16 protein-coding genes are annotated in these 19,662 nt (G+C 65.9%); 9 read left to right on the forward strand and 7 right to left on the reverse strand.

What is annotated here, in order from left to right; genetic code table 11:
* Positions 1–62 precede the first annotated feature (62 nt).
* The 3 genes from NDI89_RS00785 (at position 63) to NDI89_RS00795 (ending at position 4,257) form a co-directional block, all read left to right on the forward strand.
* Positions 63–2,969 (forward strand): oligosaccharyl transferase, archaeosortase A system-associated, encoded by a 2,907-nt coding sequence (locus NDI89_RS00785; protein ID WP_277519575.1) that lies wholly within the window; start codon positions 63–65, stop codon positions 2,967–2,969.
* A 94-nt stretch (positions 2,970–3,063) separates the two neighbouring features.
* Positions 3,064–4,005 carry a DUF368 domain-containing protein gene (locus tag NDI89_RS00790; protein ID WP_277519576.1) on the forward strand — a complete coding sequence of 314 codons (942 nt, stop codon included), beginning with the start codon at positions 3,064–3,066 and terminating at the stop codon, positions 4,003–4,005.
* Between the two features lie 117 nt (positions 4,006–4,122).
* Positions 4,123–4,257 carry a DUF7503 family protein gene (locus tag NDI89_RS00795; RefSeq protein WP_277519577.1) on the forward strand — a complete coding sequence of 45 codons (135 nt, stop codon included), beginning with the start codon at positions 4,123–4,125 and terminating at the stop codon, positions 4,255–4,257.
* A 197-nt stretch (positions 4,258–4,454) separates the two neighbouring features.
* On the opposite strand, the gene NDI89_RS00800 is transcribed toward NDI89_RS00795, so the two are convergent.
* The 5 genes from NDI89_RS00800 to glpA form a co-directional block, all read right to left on the reverse strand.
* Positions 4,455–6,527: a hypothetical protein gene (locus NDI89_RS00800; RefSeq protein ID WP_277519579.1), complete on the reverse strand. Its 2,073-nt coding sequence runs from the start codon at positions 6,525–6,527 to the stop codon at positions 4,455–4,457.
* Positions 6,528–6,593: 66 nt separating this feature from the next.
* Positions 6,594–7,760 (reverse strand): Cdc6/Cdc18 family protein, encoded by a 1,167-nt coding sequence (locus NDI89_RS00805; protein WP_277519581.1) that lies wholly within the window; start codon positions 7,758–7,760, stop codon positions 6,594–6,596.
* Complete coding sequence (locus NDI89_RS00810; protein ID WP_277519583.1) at positions 7,760–9,088, reverse strand: anaerobic glycerol-3-phosphate dehydrogenase subunit C; 1,329 nt, start codon at positions 9,086–9,088, stop codon at positions 7,760–7,762. Before NDI89_RS00810 ends, NDI89_RS00805 begins: the two co-directional genes overlap by 1 nt.
* A gap of 102 nt (positions 9,089–9,190) precedes the next feature.
* Positions 9,191–10,498, reverse strand: coding sequence for a glycerol-3-phosphate dehydrogenase subunit GlpB (gene glpB, locus NDI89_RS00815; RefSeq protein WP_277519585.1), 1,308 nt, complete (start codon positions 10,496–10,498; stop codon positions 9,191–9,193).
* A complete protein-coding gene (gene glpA, locus NDI89_RS00820; protein ID WP_277519586.1) occupies positions 10,499–12,172 on the reverse strand; it encodes an anaerobic glycerol-3-phosphate dehydrogenase subunit GlpA in 1,674 nt (557 codons plus the stop codon).
* 294 nt (positions 12,173–12,466) lie between these two features.
* Here glpA and glpK point away from each other — a divergent pair, with 294 nt between their 5' ends.
* The 3 genes from glpK to NDI89_RS00835 all read left to right on the forward strand — a co-directional run bounded on the left by glpK (position 12,467) and on the right by NDI89_RS00835 (position 15,871).
* Positions 12,467–14,008, forward strand: coding sequence for a glycerol kinase GlpK (gene glpK / locus NDI89_RS00825; RefSeq protein WP_277519587.1), 1,542 nt, complete (start codon positions 12,467–12,469; stop codon positions 14,006–14,008).
* 3 nt (positions 14,009–14,011) lie between these two features.
* Positions 14,012–15,088, forward strand: a complete 1,077-nt coding sequence (locus NDI89_RS00830; RefSeq protein WP_277519589.1) for a DUF7973 family transport facilitator — start codon at positions 14,012–14,014, stop codon at positions 15,086–15,088.
* 96 nt (positions 15,089–15,184) lie between these two features.
* Entirely contained in the window at positions 15,185–15,871 is a 687-nt protein-coding gene (locus NDI89_RS00835) for an HAD-IIB family hydrolase (RefSeq protein ID WP_277519590.1), read from the forward strand.
* Between the two features lie 17 nt (positions 15,872–15,888).
* On the opposite strand, the gene NDI89_RS00840 is transcribed toward NDI89_RS00835, so the two are convergent.
* Both NDI89_RS00840 and NDI89_RS00845 read right to left on the reverse strand, forming a co-directional pair.
* Positions 15,889–16,842: a hypothetical protein gene (locus NDI89_RS00840; protein WP_277519591.1), complete on the reverse strand. Its 954-nt coding sequence runs from the start codon at positions 16,840–16,842 to the stop codon at positions 15,889–15,891.
* Positions 16,843–16,877: 35 nt separating this feature from the next.
* On the reverse strand, positions 16,878–17,240 hold the full coding sequence (locus NDI89_RS00845) for a hypothetical protein (RefSeq protein WP_277519592.1): 363 nt from the start codon (positions 17,238–17,240) through the stop codon (positions 16,878–16,880).
* A 117-nt stretch (positions 17,241–17,357) separates the two neighbouring features.
* Between NDI89_RS00845 and NDI89_RS00850 the strand changes: the two genes are divergently transcribed.
* From NDI89_RS00850 to NDI89_RS00860, 3 genes are read left to right on the forward strand one after another with little or no spacing between them, the layout of a single operon-like run.
* Positions 17,358–17,693: a hypothetical protein gene (locus NDI89_RS00850; RefSeq protein ID WP_277519593.1), complete on the forward strand. Its 336-nt coding sequence runs from the start codon at positions 17,358–17,360 to the stop codon at positions 17,691–17,693.
* Positions 17,694–17,745: 52 nt separating this feature from the next.
* Complete coding sequence (twy1, locus tag NDI89_RS00855) at positions 17,746–18,786, forward strand: 4-demethylwyosine synthase TYW1 (RefSeq protein WP_277519594.1); 1,041 nt, start codon at positions 17,746–17,748, stop codon at positions 18,784–18,786.
* Positions 18,787–18,844: 58 nt separating this feature from the next.
* The gene (locus NDI89_RS00860; RefSeq protein WP_277519595.1) at positions 18,845–19,660 is read left to right on the forward strand and encodes a DICT sensory domain-containing protein; all 816 of its coding nucleotides are present in this window, start codon (positions 18,845–18,847) and stop codon (positions 19,658–19,660) included.
* Positions 19,661–19,662 lie beyond the last annotated feature (2 nt).

Raw genomic sequence — 19,662 nt, forward strand, 5'->3', positions numbered from 1 at the left:
GATATCAAACGATTACGAGTATATAACAAGACTTATTCTTGGCTTCGGTCTGGTGCAACCTAATGAGTACCGACACAGAGCACGTCGAGGACGGAACCGATACGTCCGTCCTCGAGACGTGGCGGGAATGGTATCACCTCCCGGTTCTCGGGGCCGTGATGCTGTTTATGGTCTGGTTACGAACCCAGTCGTACGATCGGTTCGTCACTGACGACGGCGCGCCCGCGCTGGCGGGGATCGACTCGTGGTATCAGTGGCGGACGATCAACTGGACGGCCGAGAACTATCCGCATACGATGCCGTACGAGGTCTGGACCGGGTTCCCGACCGGAAGTTACGTCGGGCAGTTCGGTACGCTGTTCGACCAGCTCATCGTCACTGCGGCGATGATCGTCGGTCTCGGCTCTCCGTCAGAAGAGACGCTGTATGCGGTCTCACTCCTGTCGATCCCGGTTATGGCCGCGCTCGTCGCGATTCCCGTCTTCTATGCGGGCCGTCGGCTCGGCGGGACGATCGGTGGCCTCGTTTCAGTACTCATTCTCGCGCTCGCGAAGGGGCAGTTCCTCTCCCGGTCGACGGTCGGCCAGCTCGACCACCACGTCGGCGAGGTCCTGTTCATGGCGATCGCGGTCCTCGCGATGTTGGTCGCCGTCACCGTGGGCGAACGCGAGAAGCCAGTCTACGAACTGATCGCTGCCAAGGACTGGGACGCCCTCCGGACGGCTGCGATCTACAGCGCTCTCGCCGGAATCGCCCTCACGCTCTACATCTGGGTCTGGCCGTCGGCGGTCCTCCTGATCGGTATTTTCGCGGTCTTCTTTACCGTCCAGCTCTGCCTCGACTACGTTCGCGGGATCTCACCGGACCACATCGCCTTCGTCGGCGCGGTGAGTCTCGGTGTGACGACGCTCCTGACCCTGCTGCTAATCGAGCGACCGAGTAGTACGGGTTCGACGAGTTTCGGCATCCTCCAGCCACTGGCCGCCTTCCTCGTGGCCGCCGGCTGTGTCTTCATGGCCTGGTTCGCCCGGCAGTGGAACGACTGGGAGCTCGAGCGTCGATATTATCCCCTCGCGATCGGCGGTCTCATCACCGCGACATTCCTCGTGATGTGGATCGCCCTCCCGAGCCTGTTCGATACGATCGTGGGCAACGCGACGCGTCGTATGTTGCCGTTCGGAGAGGCGACGACCGACCTCACCATCGTCGAAGCGCAGCCGCCGGAGGACTTCTTCGACCGGGCCTTCACCGAATTCGGCAGCGCGTTCTATACGATGCTCGCGGGGCTCGCCTTCCTGGCGATCCGACCGCTGTTCGGCCGGGAGTTCCGCGCGGAACACACCCTCGTCATCGTCTGGTCGCTGATGCTCATTAGTATGGCCGCGACGCAGGTTCGGTTCATGTATTACCTCCTGCTCGCGGTCGCGGTCGTCAACGCCGCGTTCATCGCGGAGCTCGTGCAACTCTTCGACCTGGACCTGACGGGCAGCCTTCGATCGCTCCGGCAGATAGAGACCTACCAGGTTATCGTGGTCATCCTCGTCGTCTTGCTCCTGTTCGCACCGTTGCTCCCGCCATTGGCGACGGCGACTGCGTGGGAACGGGGCCAGCAGACCGCTCCGCATTCCTCTTCGACGACGTGGGAGGAGTCAAACGAGTGGCTGCAGGGGAACACGCCCGCGCCGGGGAACTACGGTGACGCGAACGAGGCCGACCGACTCGATTATTACGGGAGCTACAATCCCGCCGATGGCGACTACGAGTATCCGAACGGCGCATACGGCGTGATATCCTGGTGGGACTACGGCCACCTGATAACGACCCAGGCCGAGCGGATCCCACACTCGAATCCGTTCCAGCAAAACGCCAAATCGTCGGCGGCGTTCCTGACCGCTGAATCCGAGCAGCGCGGCGAACTGATCCTCGATGCGATCGCCGCGGGTGGATCCGTTGCGGGTCAATCCAACGATGAACTCGAGGGAACCATCGAGGGGAACGAAACCGATGAGGAGATGCGGTACGTGATGATCGACAATCAGATGGCAGGCGGGAAGTTCGGCGCGATCACGCGGTGGACGGGGCCGGGCTATCAACACTACGTCACCCCGGAGGACTACGAACCGGGCCAACAGGTCCCGCGGGACGAGATCCGCCAAACGTTCGGTGACGTCCCCTACGATGATACGATGCTCTCGTCGCTGTACTTCGACGACGCCGTCGGGATGGAACACTACCGACTCGTCCACGAAGACGACCAGCGAACGGCGACGTACGTCAGTTACGCGATCGTCGACGCGCAGACGGATCAGGTCCTCATGGGCGAGAACGGCCAGCCGCAGGTCGGGATCAACCGACAATTCGACCGGCGGACGCAGATCCAACTCCAGCGGATCCAGCAAAACCCGAACTACGACGTCGAGGTTTTCGACCAGCGACAGGCGGCCGCTGTCAAAACATACGAACGCGTCGACGGCGCGACGATCGCCGGCTCCCTCGAGGACACGACCGTCTCCGACACCGACAACGCGACGGTCGCGGCGACGGTCGAGCTCGAGACCGATTCGGGTCGAACGTTCAATTACACCCAGCGATCGAACGTCTCGGAGGACGGGAGCTACGAGATGACGGTCCCGTATGCGACGAACGACGAGCTCGGTGTCGACGACGGGTATACGAACAGCAGCGTCGCGGCGACCGGGGAGTACGACGTCACCGTCTTCGCACCCGGCCAGCAAGGCTTCCCCGTCGCACAGTACAGCGGACAGACGGCCGTCAGCGAAACGGCGGTCGTCGAGGGAGAAACGGTCGACGACGGTCCGCTCGAGGAGGTCGAGCAGCCGACGGGCAACGAGACGTCCGGCAACGAGACGGGGACGGAATCGGGCGACTCCGGATCGACGGACGACGGAACGACCGACAACGAGACCACGGAATCGGTCGCGCCGGTCGCGGTCGAGCCGGCTCACTGAAGCCGAATCGTCGCTCCGTTCAGTCGCGTTTCGATCGCCACAGCGACCGGGCAGTGGAGAAGTCTTTTGATCCTATCGGACTATCTCACGAGCAATGCGGGAGTTTCTCGCCGTCTATCTAAAAGGGTTCTCGATGGGATCGGCCGACGTCGTCCCCGGGGTTTCCGGGGCGACGATCGCACTGATCGTCGGTATCTACGATCGATTGGTTCGCGCGATCACGGCGATCGATCCGCGCGCGTTCCGACCGGCGGTACGTATCCACGAACCGGAAAGCAGAGCGGCGCTTCGGGCAGAGTTCGAGCGAATCGACGCGACGTTTTTGGTTGTACTCGGGCTGGGGATCGGGACCGCAATCGCCGCGCTCTCGTCCGTGATGCACACCGCGGTGAGCGAGTATCCGGTTCCGACCTACGGGTTCTTTTTCGGGTTGATCGGTGCGTCGGCAGTCGTGTTGTACGGTGACGTGGAACGATGGACCGTGCGACGAATCGCCGTCTCGATCGTCGGGATCGTCCTCGCCGCCGCGGTAACGGGTGTGACGCAAGCCGGAACGTCGCACGAACCGGCGATGATCGTTCTCGCGGGTGCAATCGCAGTCTGTGCGATGATACTACCGGGCGTCTCGGGTTCGTTCTTTCTGTTGATCCTCGGTCAGTACGAGTACATGATGGGGACGGTCGGCGCGTTCGTCGACGCATTGATCGGGGTACTCCGCGGCGACGGGCTCGCTCCGCTTCTCGAGCCCGGAACGATAGTCGCGCTCTTCGGAGTCGGCGCGGTTGTCGGGCTATTCGCGATGGCGCACACCGTCAGACGCGCCCTCGAGCGCTATCGAGCCACGACGCTCGCCTTCCTGGTGAGTTTGATGGTCGGCGCGCTTCGCCTCCCCGTGGTAGAGGTGACGAGCAATCTCGGAACGTCACCGGCGGAACGCCCCGCGATTGCCGTCGGGACCGGACTCGTCGGTGCCGGTGCCGTCCTGCTAATCGATCGGTACACTGCCGACCTCGAGTACGATTCGTCGGAGCAGTAATCCCGGTATCACTCCGAGCGAGTCCAAGACCGGTTTGAATCTTCGTTAAGCCATAATAATTCCTATACGTAAGTATAAGATAGATTTATTACCATCGGAGGCATCCATTGGAATGTAATGTCCGCGAAAGACAGCATGAAGGACTACCTCGCACAGCACCCACGAATGATCGGCGCCCTGTTCACCCTGTTCGTCCTGCTCAGTCAGGCCGGATCGGTTGCAGCGGGAACGTCGTCACAGATCGGACCCTGAGACGGCTACGGAGAAGCGACCGCTTTTTGTTCGCGACGAAGCCGGCGTACTACTCGGAGAGAAGTGCCTGCCGCCGGCTATCCGTTACCGGTACAACCCGAAACGCAGGTCACCGCCCACCGAGACGACGGACCTGCCACCCTCCGTACCCGTGTTCACCCCCTAGGGGAACTCCACGGCTCTGGCCGCGGGAGAAGTCACTCGAGTAACTGCGTCCCGATCCCGTCGTTCCAGTGGAGCGTTCCCCCGGATAATACCGGCAACTCGGTCCACGTGAAATATTCCCGTAGCGGCTCCTCGGTCACCCGAGAAACTGGCGTGCGCCCCGGCGTGAGATGACGATCCGCGACGGAATCGAGGGTCGACGTAGTCGCCGTCCCCAGCTTGAATTCCTTCGTCGAGTACGACTGGACCGAAAAGTCGAACTGCTCTCCGCTACGGGACTCGAGTTCCACGAGCGTCGGCGCACCGCCGTCGGACTGGGCGATGTCCGCTGACCCGTCGCCGACGATGAGATACTGATCACCGAGCCCCGCGTTGGTTCTCGCGATTTCGAGTGCGCCCCGGAGCGGAAAGCCGCGGTTGAGCAGGCGAGCCATCGTCTCACCGGCGTCGACGGCGTTTTCGTTGATCACGTCGGCGTACGTGCTGACGCCGCCGAACGCCCCCCGGCGGGTGAGCGCGAGCCCCTGCTCGTAGGAGCGACAGGCGTTCAGGAAGAAGACGCCGACGTCGACCGACTCGAGGGTTCGGACGTCGAGATCGCCGTCGGAACAGCGGATACCGTCCTCGACCGCGTGGCCGATGTAGTGGAAGAAATCGTAGCCGCCGTCGGTGAGCAATTCGGCGAGGCGATCGCAGTCGACGCCGAACTCCGAGTGGATCTCGAACGGGAGATCGCCCCGGTTGCCGTAGGCACCGTCGAGGAGATCGTGCTCGTCGATCATGCGGACGTCGTTACAGACGAGCAGGATCTCGATCGATTCGCTCCGTTCGTCGTGGTCGAGCTGATTTCGATACGCCTCGATGGTCGCCTTCGACGCCTGCTGTGGGATGCCGTCGCCGAACCAGGCGTGTTCGACGGCCTCGTCCGTCACCGACGGAACGACGAACGGCGCGCGGTCCGTGACCGGAGACGAAGAGCGGTAGGTCGTCGCGGAGCGGACGAGCCCCGAACTCGGGTCCGGCTGCGGAACCGATTCCGGCGTCCGCCCGTGAGATTCGCGAACGATTCCGAGTTCGTTGACGACGAACGGTAACAACGTGGCACTCTCCGGGTCGGACGGAACGTGTGCGGTCAGCGGCCACCGTGGAACGTGTGGCTCGATCAGTTCGAACGGAACCTCGAGATACCGTTCCAGACGCTGTGGAAGCGGGCAGTCGTACGTGTCGGCGAGGTCGAACGGGAGGTCGTCCTCGAGCGCTGATCGTTCGAGGAGGTCGTACTGGAAGACGCCCTCGGTCCGAGTCAGACAGTCGAGGAAGAAGAACCGCTTCAGGAGGGTCGCGATCTCGTCCTCGAGGGCGCGGTCGGTCCCCAGCGGGTGGTCGAATCGCGGCGTCTCGAGCATCGGTCTGTCGCCCGGTCGGATCGCGGCTCCCAGAAAGAACGCGAGCGGCGCAGCCTGGTACAGCGACGCGTAGTCCGGCGGCACGGTGAGCGTGCTGTCGCTCTCGGGTTCGTCGACGGCGTCAGGAATGTCGAGCCGATCGCCGAGTTCGATCAGCGGCGGATGGCCGCGCAAGGTCGGCCACGTCCGCTCGGGAGAGGTCGTCTGCAGTGCGGACGGGAACGCGGAGACGGCACGCATCATCGATTCGACGTCGGGTGGCGTCGTAATCGTTCCGACGGGCCGGTCGTGGGGCGATCGCGCGCCGAGTTCGATTCCCGTCTCTCGATCGGTCGTTATCGTAATCGAGGTGACGCCGATGTCGATCGTTCCGGGCGCGTCGATCCGACAGTAGAGTTTGATCGGGCCGCTCAACCCGACGAACTGGGTCCGATCCTCGAGTCGAGCCGTTTCGCCGGCGTCGAACTTTCCTGTGGTTCGCCCGGTCTCGTCGTGGACGGTCACGGAGTACGGTTGCGTGACGGTGACCGTGTCGGTCTCGAGTCGACAGGTCGAATCGACCGGAAAGCCGAAATGCTCCGGTTTGCTGGCGTCGAACGAGACCGTCCCTGGCGTTTCGATCTGGAGGCGACGGTGTTCGATCGAGTCGTATATCTCGAGCCCCGTCGTGTCCGCCAGTTCTGTGAACTCGATCGTCATACCGGGTTAGACTACCGTAGGCCGGGGCCGACAAAATAGATTGCCCCATCCGGGTATCGCCCGTGATCACAGCGGCTGCGTTCCGGTCGACGTCAGCGATCGAAACGCTATCGTCGGGAATCGCGGTTCGACCGTGCTCGGTTGGCGACCGCTGCCGGTATCGGTGGTCGCCAGCGGGACCCGTTCGATGATCCCTCGATCGGCGATCTCGTACAGGAACCGCTTGACGGTTCCGGCGGTCAACGACGACCGGTCGGCGATAGCGGCCGCGATCTCTCGGATCGGTCGATCGCCCGCACCGATCTCGACGAGTGCCAGCAGCACTCGCTGGCGGGTTTCGGAGAGTGCCAGCGCGCGGCTCACGTGCACGCCGTCGTCGGGGACGTCGTCCCGTGCGGTCTCGAGGTGGGCGGGTTCGATCCGGTCGGCGTCGTCCTCCGTCGCGAGGACGGCCGCACCGAACAGGGCCGCGAGCGCGTCGTGTGCGTTCCCATCGGCCCAGTCGGCCAGGTCGCGAACGAGACCGTGATCGAGCACGCCCGCTGCCAGTCCCGTCGAGGCGCGGTCGGTCACGACGTCGACGAGCTCGTGATCGCGGTAGGCCGGAACGGTGACCGTGGGGCCCTCGTGGCCGTCGGGTTCTCGCTGGCCGACCGCGACGGTAGCGATGCGGTCCCCGACCGGTTCGAGCAGGTCACGGACCCGGGCGACGTCGAGCGTTTCGGGCTCGTCGTGATGGTCGATCGCGACGATCGCGCGTCGGTCGGGCCGACCGAGCCGCTCGGTCAGGCGGCTGCGCAAGTCGTCGGTGCCGACGCCGCTTTCCGGCACTCGGTCGGTCGAGATACTCGACAGGAGAGCCCGATAGAGGGAGAACGGACTCTCGACCTGTCGACCGTCGACGGCCACGAACCACGTTACCGGATCCGTGCTCCCGCCCCGCGTGGTCGTGGCGATGGTCCGATTCGACCCCCCGAACTGCTCGTTCAACGCGTCGAACAGCGCGGTCACGACGGCTGACGTTCCCGATCCGGCCGGGCCGACGACCGCGACCGGCGGCGGCAACTCGCCGTCGAAGACCGGCTCGAGCGTGTCGAGCAGCTGTTCCAGTACGGGACCGCGACCGACCGGTTCCGGTCGGTGAACGACCGGGCTGAGATGGTCGCGGTCGACGACGACGGTCCGACCTTGCCGCGCCGACCGGCGGCGAGCGATGCGCTCCTGTAAGTCCATTACTGGGAGTCTGCCTCCGTCCCGACGAGTGCCGCCTCGAGCACCTCGAGGGTGTGGGTGATCTCGTAGCCGGTACCGTGTTCCATCTGCATCGAGCAGGTCGGACACTCCGTCAGCCCCGTCTCCGCGTCCGCGTCTTCCATGTGGTCGAACATCTCGTCCCCGATTTTCATGGATGTTTCGTAGTTCTCCGCTTTCCAGCCGTACGTGCCGGAAATGCCGGAACAGGAGTCGCCGACGTCGCGCGCTTCGACCCCGTCGATCGGGGCCAGCACTTCCATGGTCTGCCCGTCGAGCCCCTGATTACGCGCGTGACACGGCGCGTGGTACGCGAAGTTCTCGAACTCGTCTCCGACGGAGGTCCCCTCGAGTTCGCCCTCGAGATCCTCGTGGACGCGCAGGTACTCGACGGCGTCCCAGGTGTTCGCGGCGACCTCCTCGGTCCCCTCGAAGTCGAACAGCTCGGGATACTCCTGGCGGAGCGACATCGAACAGGAGCTACAGGAGGCGACGATGTCCGCCCCGTCCGCGATGGCCGCGCCGAGTTCGCGAACGTTGGTTTCCGCCGACCGGCGCGCGTCCTCGAGCATGCCGTTGGCGAACATCGGCGTCCCCGAACAGTGCTGGTCGGGGACCATGATCTCGTAGCCGAGGTGTTCGTAGACGCGGACCAGCGCCTTCCCCACCTCGGGCGTGTTGTAGTTCGAGTAACAGCCGTGGAAGTAGGCGATGCGCTTGTCCTCGTTTCGGACCTGTGCGCCGCCGCGTGCGGTCCACCACTCGCGGAAGGTCTCCGTCGCGAACTCCGGGAACTCCCGCTCGCCCGTGATTCCGAGGACTTTCTCGCCGAGCCACTGCGTCGCGGAGAGCCCCATCACGAAGTTCGTCGTCCGCGGGAACATCGATCCCAGCGGCGCGAGCCGGCGGTAGTTCGCGAGGATTCGGTTGCGGACGTACTCCCGCGAGAATTTCTCCATTTGCTCCTCGACGTACTCCCCTCGAGCGGTGTTGTGCATCTGGGAGAGGGGTACGTCGGAGGGGCAGGCGCTGTCACAGCGCATGCAGTTCGAGCACTTCATCACCGAGTCGTCGATGTCCCGATCGTCCTGACGCTTGAGCCGCCACTGTTCCGGCCCCTGGAACTTCGGGCCGGGGAACTCGTCGTCGACCTCGGCGACGGGGCAGTTGGTGTCGCAGGTCGAGCACTTGTAACAGTCGTCCGCGCCCGGCCGGAGGTCCATGTCTTCGGCCTCCGGAAAGACCTGAATCGGTTCGAACTCGTCGTCGCCCGGTACCCCGTCGTCGGTCGGCTGTTCTGCGTCACTCATTGCAATAGGTCGATCGGTCGCTGGTGGTTTCGTCGCCCGTTCCGCGTCGTTCCGGTGGCTGTAACTGGTCGATTCGGTCGCTCGAGTCGCCGCTGTCGCCTCTCATTCGCCGCCCTCCCTGCCGGCGCGCTGACCGGCGGCGTAGCCCGTCGCGAGCGAGACGCCGCTGCCGGACTTCTCCGCGGCGAAGTCGTAGCCGCCCAGCACCGCGCCCGCCGCGCGAAGGTTCCGGAATTCGGGCTCGTCGCCGGCGTCGAGCGGTCTGAGATCCCGGTCGACCGGCAGCCCGAACCGGGCGTATGGCTGGTCGCCGAAGACGTCGTCCACGAACCACTCGTAGCGGTCGGCGGCGTGGGGCACGTGACAGTCGAATATCGGCTCGAACACCCGTTCGCGCTCGGAGTCGACGCCCTTGCCGACGAGCCCCCCCGTCGCGAGCACGTACTGATCGGCCCGGTGGGGGACCTCGGCTCCGTGGCGGTCGACGATGACGCGGTCGATCCGATCGGGGCCGGTCGCGTCCGTCCCGTCACTCTCGGTCTCGTAGTCGACTACGGGGACGCCGGTCGTCACTCGAACGCCGGCGTCCTCGAGCGCGTCGTAGAGCAGGTCTTCGAGTCGCATCCCGGGCAGGCTCGGCGGCCCCATCGGGACCTCGAAGACGTCGACGGCGAGTCGTTCCCCGAGGTCGGCTCTGACCTCGGCTGCGTGATCGTCGCCGAGGATCGCGGGGAAGCCGACGCGGGTCTCGTCCTCGAGGTGGCCCCTCACGGTCTCGGCCAGAGCGTCGCGCGCCGTGGTCTCGCCCGCGGCCGTCGTCACTGCTTCGTCGTGGTCGAGCAGGTGTGCGTACCGCGTCACCTTCGCGTCGTCCCGGACGAGCCCGGGGAAGCGGACCGTGACGCCGCGAGCCGCGAAGGGTGCGCCCGCCGCCTCGAGGTGGGCGGCCGCCAGCGGCGCTTCGAAGTCCGGCAGCGTCTCGAAGCCGACCAGTAGGGTGTCGCGATCGTCGCTCGCGAGTCCGGCCGCCGTCGAGGCGGGATACCGCGCGGTCGGCTTGACGGTGCCGCCGTGGGTCGGGACGAGCGCGTTCGCGTCGGTGTGTGCTCCGTCGTAGGCGTCACCCGCGATGTCGTCGAAGAACTCGAGCGCTTCGCGGACCGCCTCGGTCCCCACCCGCTCGTAGGGGTGGCCCTCGGGGAGCCCCTCGAGCGCGTCGAACGGATCGACCAGCGGTCCCTCGCCCGCCGGCGTGTATCCGAGAATATCGATCAACCCGCTCGCGTGCCGGAGCGTGCTCTGCTTGTACGAGACCAGCCGGACCCGGACATCTTCCTCTGCGGCGGCGAGCGCGGCGGTCGCACCGGCGAGTCCCCCGCCGATGACGAGGACGTCGTCCTCGATGGCCATCTACCGGCCCCCTCCGTCGAAGGCCGCGAAGTCGACCGCCGCCTCCGCGCTCGCGGGATCGCGATCGCGGTTCATCGTCGTCGCGTGCAGCGCGTAGTTGAGCATCGCCTGCGAGAGCTGTTCGCCCCACAGGGCGTGGCGCTCGCCCTTCCAGCGCTCCTGGAAGAGTTCGTCGAGGGACGCCCGAACCGTCTCCTCGTCGTAGGTGGGGTGGAGCTCGTTCGCCATGTTCTGACAGCAGAAGCCGCCCTGACAGTTTCCCATCGACGCCCGCGTCCGGATCCGGACCGCGTTCAGGTCCGATCCCGACTGCGAGACGGCGTCCCGAATTTCCGCCCGCGTCACGCCCTCGCACTGGCAAATAACGGGATTGGCGTCGTCCGTCTCGAGCACCTCGCTCGCCCGGCTTCCCAGTCGCTGCTTGCTCCGGCGGGCCACCGGCGAGCGGAGCCCGAAATCGTCCATTCCCGCCTCGAGCGTCTCGATGTTCTCGCTCCCCGGTAGCGGTTCGTCCGCGGTCGCACAGCCGGCGGTCACGCCCAGCTTCTCGCAGACGTGATCCGAGATCTCCTCGGCCATCGCGCGGTAGGTGGTGAACTTGCCGCCGACGATGCTCGACATCCCGGACACGCCGTCGCGATCGGTGTGATCGAGCAGGAAGAAGTCTCGCGTGATGTCGGTGGGGTCCTGCGTCCCGGTCCCCGGCGGCTCGTAGAGGGGCCGGACGCCCCAGAACGAGCGGATCGTCCGGGCCTCCTCGAGGATCGGCACCAGTTCCGAGAGGGTGTCGATCATCTGGTCGACCTCCCACCCCTCCTCGGGGTAGTCGTCCGGATCCGACACTTCCTCGTCGGTCGTCCCGAGGATGGCCGTCGTCTCGTGGGGAACGACGATGTCGGCGTCGCCTTTCGGCCGGCAGCGGTTGATCACGGTGTCGACCTGCCGGACGTTCATGATCGTCATCACGCCCTTCGAGGGGCGGACCTCGACCTCGAGGTCCGCCATCGCGCCGATCTGGCCGGCCCACGCGCCGGTCGCGTTGACGACGTAGTCGGCGGTGATCTCCTCCGTCGCGCCCGGGGTCGCGTGGGTGCGCTTCCCGGGACCGGACTCGTGGCGGACCTCGACCCCGTAGATGTCGTCGCCCTCGCGCAGGAGGTCGATTACTTCGGCGTGGGTCTCGACCCGCGCGCCGTGGTTCTCCGCGCCGATCGCGTTCGCGACGCAGAGCCGGAACGGGTCGACCGCCCCGTCGGGGACCTCGATCGCTCGCTTCACGTCCTCCGCGAGATACGGCTCGACCTCGCGCGCTTCCGCCCCCGAGAGCACGCGGGCGGGGATCCCACACTCGCGGCAGCCCTCGAGTTTCTCCCGAAAGTACTCGTCCGAGTCCTCGGGCCGCTGGACGAACAGCCCGCCGGTCTCCTCGACGCAGTGACCGGCGATGTCCCGCAGGATCTCGTTTTCTTCGATACACTCGGTCGCGCTGGCCTGGTCCGAGACGGCGTATCGCCCGCCGCTGTGCAACAGGCCGTGCATCCGACCGGTCGTGCCGTCCGTGAGGTTCCCCCGCTCGACGAGCGTGACCTCGAGGCCGCGCATCGCCAGATCCCGGGCGATGCCACAGCCGGTCGAGCCGCCGCCGAGAACGAGGACCTCGGTATCGCGTGCCATTCTGTCGGTAGACCCTACGGACAGCCCCACCTTTATTTTATCGGCGGTCAGACAACGGCCATAACAATAGGACGATTCGGAAAACTGTACCGACGGTTCGGGCTGAAACCGCCGGATGGCGTACCAGTTCGATCGCGTAATCGTCGGTTACAGCGCTCGAAATGCCACATACTCTGTCTCTCTTATGAAATACGAATTATGGTTTTGAAAACATTTATAATGATCGTAGGAATTGTTTACCAGTAGCACGCTGCCGGCGATAAAGACGGCGCGTGGGAGCAAGGGTGACTACCTATGACAGACAATACCTACGTCGGTGCGGTCGACCAGGGAACGACGGGGACCCGCTTCATCGTGTTCGATCACGAGGGGCAGGTCGTCGCGAACGCCTACGAGAAACACGAACAGATCTACCCGGAACCGGGCTGGGTCGAGCACGACCCGATGGAGATCTGGGAGAACACCAAAGATGTCATTCAGCAGGCGCTCGGACAGGCGGGCGTCAGCCCCGACCAGCTCGAGGCCATCGGCGTCACTAACCAGCGAGAAACCACGCTGCTCTGGGACGCCGATTCGGGCCGGCCAGTGCACAACGCCATCGTCTGGCAGGACCGGCGGACGACCGACCGCGTCGAGCAACTCGAGGCGGACGATCTCGTCGAGACGATCCGCGACAAGACCGGGCTCGAGGCCGACGCCTACTTCTCGGCGACGAAAGCCGAGTGGCTGCTCGACAACGCCGACCCGATCAAGCTCGAACGCTCGCGCCCCGAGGACATCCGCGATCGCGCGGAGAAAGGCGAGGTCCTCTTCGGCACCATCGACACGTGGCTGATCTACAATCTCACGGGCAACCACATCACCGAGGTCACGAACGCCTCGCGGACGATGCTGTACAACATCCACGACCTCGCGTGGGACGACGAGCTCCTCGAGGAGTTCGACATCCCCGAGGAGATGTTGCCCGAGGTTCGCCCGTCCAGCGACGACGCGACGTACGGCTCGACCGATTCCGACGGCTTCCTCGAGAGCGAGGTTCCGGTCGCGGGCGCGCTGGGCGACCAGCAGGCGGCCCTGTTCGGCCAGACCTGTTTCGACGCCGGCGACGCGAAGAACACCTACGGCACCGGCTCCTTCTTCCTGATGAACACCGGGAACGAGGCCGTCGAGAGCGACCACGGGCTGTTGACGACGATCGGCTTCCAGCGCTCTGGCGAGGAGGTCCAGTACGCGCTCGAGGGCTCGATCTTCATCACCGGCGCGGCGATCGAGTGGCTCGAGGACATGACCCTGATCGACGATCCCGCCCAGACGGCGGAGCTCGCCCGCAGCGTCGACTCGACGGACGGCGTCTACGTCGTCCCCGCCTTCACCGGACTGGGCGCGCCCCACTGGGATCAGCGCGCACGCGGGACCATCGTGGGGATGACCCGCGGCACGCGGAAGGAACACGTCGTTCGCGCGACCCTCGAGTCGATCGCCTACCAGACCCGGGACGTCGCGGAGGCGATGGAGGCGGACTCGGGCATCGAGATGCGCTCGCTGAAGGTCGACGGCGGGGCGGTCAAGAACAACTTCCTCTGTCAGCTGCAGTCCGACATCATCGGGTCAGAGATCGTTCGCCCGGTCGTCGACGAGACGACGGCGCTGGGGTCGGCCTACGCGGCCGGCCTCGCCGTCGGCTACTGGAGCGACCCCGACGAGCTGCGGAGCAACTGGCAGGTCGACGCGGAGTTCGAGCCGAAGATGGATCCCGGGACGGCCGACCGGCGCTACGACCGCTGGAGCGACGCCGTCGAGCGATCGCGGGACTGGGCGCAGGACGCGGAGGAATAAGCCATGGTGCAGGTACTCCTCCAGGTTCCGGTCATCGGGATGGAGTTCGAAGCGTTCGCCGTCCTGTTCATCGCCGCGCTCGCCGGCGGTGCGTTCGGCGCAGCGCTCGGCGCGCTGCCCTCGTTCGTCTTCACGGGCTTCGTCGTCTTCCTCGGCGAAGGGATCGCGATCCTCCAGAACGAGATCGGGAGCGAGCTCAGCGTCGCGGGGGCTGGTGACATCGCGACCGGTGTCACGGGGACGATCGGCTTCGGCGCGGTCACCGGTCCGCACATCGCCTTCGCCGGCGGCGTCGCCGCGACGGCCTACGCCGGCCGGAAGTACCCCGAGATGGAACCCGACGACTGGGACTACCACTTCGGGAAGAACATCCTGTACGCGTTCGGGACCAAGCCCGACATCCTCGCGGTCGGTGCGATCTTCGGCGTCGTCGGGATGCTCATCACCCGGATCATGGGCGGTATCGGGTTCCCGACGGACAACATCGCGCTGTCCGTCGTCGCGACGGCCTTCCTCGCGCGCCTCGTCTTCGGCTACCCGCTCGTCGGCAAGGTCGGCGGCTCGAGCATCCTCGACATGACGCCCTTCGAGCGCGAGGAGAAACGGGTCGCAGCCGACGGCGGTACCGAGACCGCCCGGCTGGCGACCGAACCGTGGCTCCCCCACCAGTACAAGTGGTCCGGCGTGACCGCGATCGGCATCGTGGGCGGCATCCTCGGCGGCTTCATCTACATCGAGACCGGGAGCATCTTCCTGGGCTACGCGATTTCCGCGATGAGTCTGCTGTTCCTCAACCTCGGCGTCGAGAAGATTCCGGTCACGCACCACATCACGCTCCTGGGCGCCGTGGGTGCGGTGATCGCGATGCCCGCTATCGGCAGTGAACCGGCCGCACTGCTCGTCGCCGGTGCGTTCGGCGCGATCAGCGGTCTCTTCGGCGAACTGACCCAGCGGCTGTTCTACTCCCACTCCGGGACCCACGTGGACCCGCCGGCGATGGCGATCGCGCTGTTCATGTTCATCCTCGGCCTCCTCTATCTGGCCGGACTCCTGCCGAACGCCGGTTACCTCGGACTCTAACGGATCGCGGCCAGCGTTCGACGCGACGACCGATTTCGTCGCTATCCGCGTCGCGGAACCGACTTTTTTAGGCTGCTCGGCCCTCGAGTACCGGTTATGACAGTCGATCCGCCGCTCGTCCTCGACATCGACGGCACGCTGACCCGCCCGCAGGGCTGGGGTATCGACCCCCGCGTCTTCGATCCCCTCCGCGAGTGGGACGCACCGGTCGTGGTCGCCACCGGGAAGGCGTTCCCGTACCCGGTCGCCCTCTGTCACTTCATCGGGATTCCCGAACTCGTCGTCGCCGAGAACGGCGGGGTCGTCTACACCGGCGACGACGTCTTCTTCACCGCCGATCGGGAAGCCGCCCGGGCCGTCACCGAGGAGTACCGCGCCGCCGGCTACGACCTCGGCTGGGGGCCGGAAGACACGGTCAACCGCTGGCGCGAAACCGAGATCGCCGTCAACCTCGAGCAACCGATCGACCCGCTGCGCGAGATCGCCGCGAGCCACGGCCTCGAGGTGATCGACACCGGCTACGCCTACCACGTCAAGGACGCGGCGCCGAACAAGGGCGAGGGAATCGAGACGATCGCCGACCACGTCGACGTCAATCTCGGAGACTGCGTCGCCGTCGGCGACTCGATCAACGACGTCTCGACGTTCGAGGCCGTCGGTCGGAGCTTCGCCGTCGCCAACGCCGACGAGGCCGCGAAAGCGGCCGCCGACGAGGTGCTCGAGGAGATCCACGCCGACGGGACGCTCGCTGTGCTCGAGCGGGTACGGAACGGCGGGGCGTAACTGGGCGATACTGCCCCCTACTCGCCGTCACCGAGTACGTCCTCGATCCACCGTTCGGGGACGAGTCGTACCTGACCGTCCGCCTGCAGCGAGTCCGACGTGACGAACGCGATGTCGTCGCCGCCGGCGACGGCCATCCCGCCTCCGGCGACGATATCCCAGTGGTCCAACACGGCGTCGGGGATGGTCAGCGTTCGATCGCCGTCGATCTCGCTGCTGGCGACGTACCGAATTTCGTCGCCGTCCCGCATCAGATCGAATTCCTGCGAGGCGAAGACGGCGTCGTCACCGTCGCGAATCCCCCAGAACGCCTCCGAATTGAGGGACAGGATATTCCGGTTGAACGCACGCTGTGGGACCGGGACTTCGCTGCTGTGTTCGTCGAACGCCGCCGCGCCCAGCCGCTCGTAGGGTTCGGTTTCGGCCTCCGCAGGCTCGCTCGAAGCGTCGGCGAGGCGCTCCTCGTCGATACCGCTCGCCGCGACGTCCGACCGGTCGGTCGCCGTCGCGTCGACGTCGCTGTCGAGTCCGGGACTCGAGCCGGCGTCCTCGATGTCGATCGAGCTGCCGGCGACCCGCCCTGCCTCCTCACCGCTCGCGCCCTGACTGCGGCCGTCTCGCTCCTCGATGTCGCCGAGGTCAGGGCCGGTACTGACGACGTCCGTCTGGTCGACGGCAGTCCGATCGCCGCTGTGGCTCCGGGACGACTGCCGCTGGGCGAGGCCGATCGCGACGAGTACGCCGCCCAGCGAAACGTGCCCGAAGCTGCGCTCGAGATCGCCTCGGCGGAACGCTCGGACGCCCCGGAAGAGACTCACACCGCCGACGACGCCGGCCGGGACGCCGGATTCGATGACGCCACGGACGTATCGTCCCGCCCGCGAGACGTACTCGCGTCCGGCCCTCGGTTCGCGTCGTTCCGTCTCGACGGCGGCCTCAGCACCTGTCTCGGTCGTCTCTCTCTGAGTCATGGGAATAGTAGGTGGACGTCGAATAGACGGCGCGATCAGTTCCCGGCGCTCGAGTCACCGTCGCCCGTCCTATCGGCGAACTCGTCGGTTTCCTCCTCGGCCGACGACTGGACGTCGTCCATGTCGAACGCGGAGCCGACTTCCTCCTCGTCGATCGCTCGGTCGAGGGTCCCCTTGTCGGTCACCGCGCCCAGCCCCTTCTCCTCGACGGCGGACTGGATCTCGCTCGCGTCGATCGCCGAATCGGCGGTGTCGCCGTCCGTCGACGACTTCAGTGCTCGCCGGACGATCAGGTACCCCGCCAGCGCCGCGCCACCGGACGCGACGGCACCCGGGACGCCGTAGCGTTTGTAGCCGAACGTGACCGCTTTCTTGCCGATGGTGTAGGCTCCGATCATCGTCGAGGCTTGCACCGGACGGGGCAAGAGGACGCGGCTTTCGTACGAAGCGGCGATCCGGAGCGAACGGCCTCCGAATCGCTACACTGACCTGTGGCCGGCGGTATACGTCGATACATGGTTTCGCAGCAGGTTATCGCAGTCGCCGTCGTCGGGGTCGCCATCGTCCTCGGCGGTGCCGTCGCCGTCTATCGGGACGCGACCCGTGTCGGGGTCTCGAGGCCCGCGCTGTGGGCCGGGTTCGTGGTCGTCACCGCCGGAAGCGGGCTCGCCACGTATCTGGGCCCGCCGGACGTGCCGATTCCCGGCTTGCTCGTGATCGTGATCGCGGGGCCGGCGCTCTACCTCTTCGAACGCGACGATACGAAACACGGCGACGAACCCGCCGATCCCCACGCCCTCCCTGACGGCCCCGGCGACGAGTCCGCGGGCGATCGCCGACCCGACGAGTGACCGGTCGGGACACCGCACGCCTTTTGACTGCGCCCGTGTAACGACTGGCAACATGAGCGACTCCGCGAGTTCCGGGCGCGACGGAGCGGGCGACGCCACTGCCGACGCCGACGGCGACGGCGACGACGGCGGGCCGGCACAGGTCTCGAGTCCGGACTACCACAGCGAGAACCACACGGCCGCCCAGACCTGCGGCTGGACGGCCAACGCCATGCGCGGCGAGGGGAAGTGTTACAAGAACATCTTCTACGGAATCGAGTCCCACCGCTGCATCCAGATGACGCCGGTCGTCCGCTGTAACGAGCGCTGTGTCTTCTGCTGGCGCGATCACAAGGGCCACTCCTACGAGATGGACGACGTCCAGTGGGACGACCCCGAGGCCGTCGTCGACGCCTCGATCAAACTCCAGAAGAAGCTCCTCTCGGGGTTCGGCGGTAACGAGGAGGTTCCCCGCGAGGTCTTCGAACAGGCCATGGAACCCCGCCACGTCGCCATCTCGCTGGACGGCGAGCCGACGCTCTATCCCTACCTGCCCGAACTCATCGAGGCCTTCCACGACCGCGATATCACCACCTTCCTCGTCTCGAACGGCACCCGCCCGGAGATGCTCCGGGACTGCGACCCGACCCAGCTCTACGTCAGCGTCGACGCCCCCGAGCGCCACACCTTCGACGAGGTCGTCGGCGCGATGGAGGACGACGCCTGGGAGAACCTCCTCGAGACGATGCACGTCCTGGCGGAGAAAGACGACACCCGAACCGTGCTCCGGACGACGCTCGTCAAGGGCGAGAACATGCGCAATCCCGACTGGTACGCCGGGTTCTACCAGCAGGCCGATCCGGACTTCATCGAACTGAAGGCGTACATGCACGTCGGCCACTCGCGAGGCCGTCTCGACCGGACCGCGATGCCCGACCACGAGGAGGTCGTCGCGTTCGCCGAGGACGTTCGGGAACACATGCCCGGTTTCGAGGAAGTGATGGGCGTGCCGGCCTCCCGCGTGGCCCTCATCTCGAAGACCAGCGATACGTGGGTCCCGAAGCTGCAGAAGGGAAGCGAGTTCTGGGAGCGCGATCCGGTCACGGGCGACTGAGTACTCGAGACGTGAGTCGGCGAGAACATTTACGTGCCGAACCGAAGAACTCCCTCAGGTGACCCTCCGATCGTTCATCGACGACGTCGGTTCGCACGACCGGCGGATCGCCGTCCTCAACGACGATGCGTCGGGGCCTCTCGATCGGATGCTCGCCGATACCTTCGAGAACCAGCCGATCGACGTCGAGTCGGGCGTGACGATCCCGCCCGATTCGGACCTCCCCCCGGAAATCGACGCCGCGCTCGAATCGGACGGGGATACGGCCCTCCTCTTCGAGGACGGCCGGCCGGTCGCCGCCTCGCCGATGCTCGAGCTGTACGACGCGATCCTCGCGATCAACTCCGATCTGTTCATCACCGGCGCGCGCGGCGTCGGCGAGATCGAACTCCCGGCCGTCCTCGCGAACCTCGACGAGACGCGACTGCAACTCTGTGGCTACCCGCTGTCCGACAAGGAGAAGCTCCTCCTGATACTCGTCTCCCGATTCATCGAACAACGCGCCTGGGCGGCCGGGAGCGGGACGCTCCGATCGGCGTTCCAGCGGCTCTCGCGAATCGGCGACGAGATCGGGACTCGAGACGTCTATACCGAGATAGCGGACACGGACGTCGACACGCACGTTTACGGGATCGACGACGGCACGACAGTGGACCTCGACGTGACGGTCCACACCGGAACGAGCGAGGAGTACCGCGACGGCTGGTTCGTCGTCTACGAACCGGACGACGCCGCGGCGTCCGCCGAGGACCCGATCAGCGACCCCATCGCGCTGGTCTGCCTCGAGACCGAACGGCGCATCTGGGACGGCTTCTGGACGTACGATCCCGACCGCGTCGCCGCGATCGGGGACTATATCGACCGAGAGCTGTAGCC

The sequence above is a fragment of the Natrinema salsiterrestre genome (assembly GCF_029502005.1).
Classification (GTDB): domain Archaea; phylum Halobacteriota; class Halobacteria; order Halobacteriales; family Natrialbaceae; genus Natrinema; species Natrinema salsiterrestre.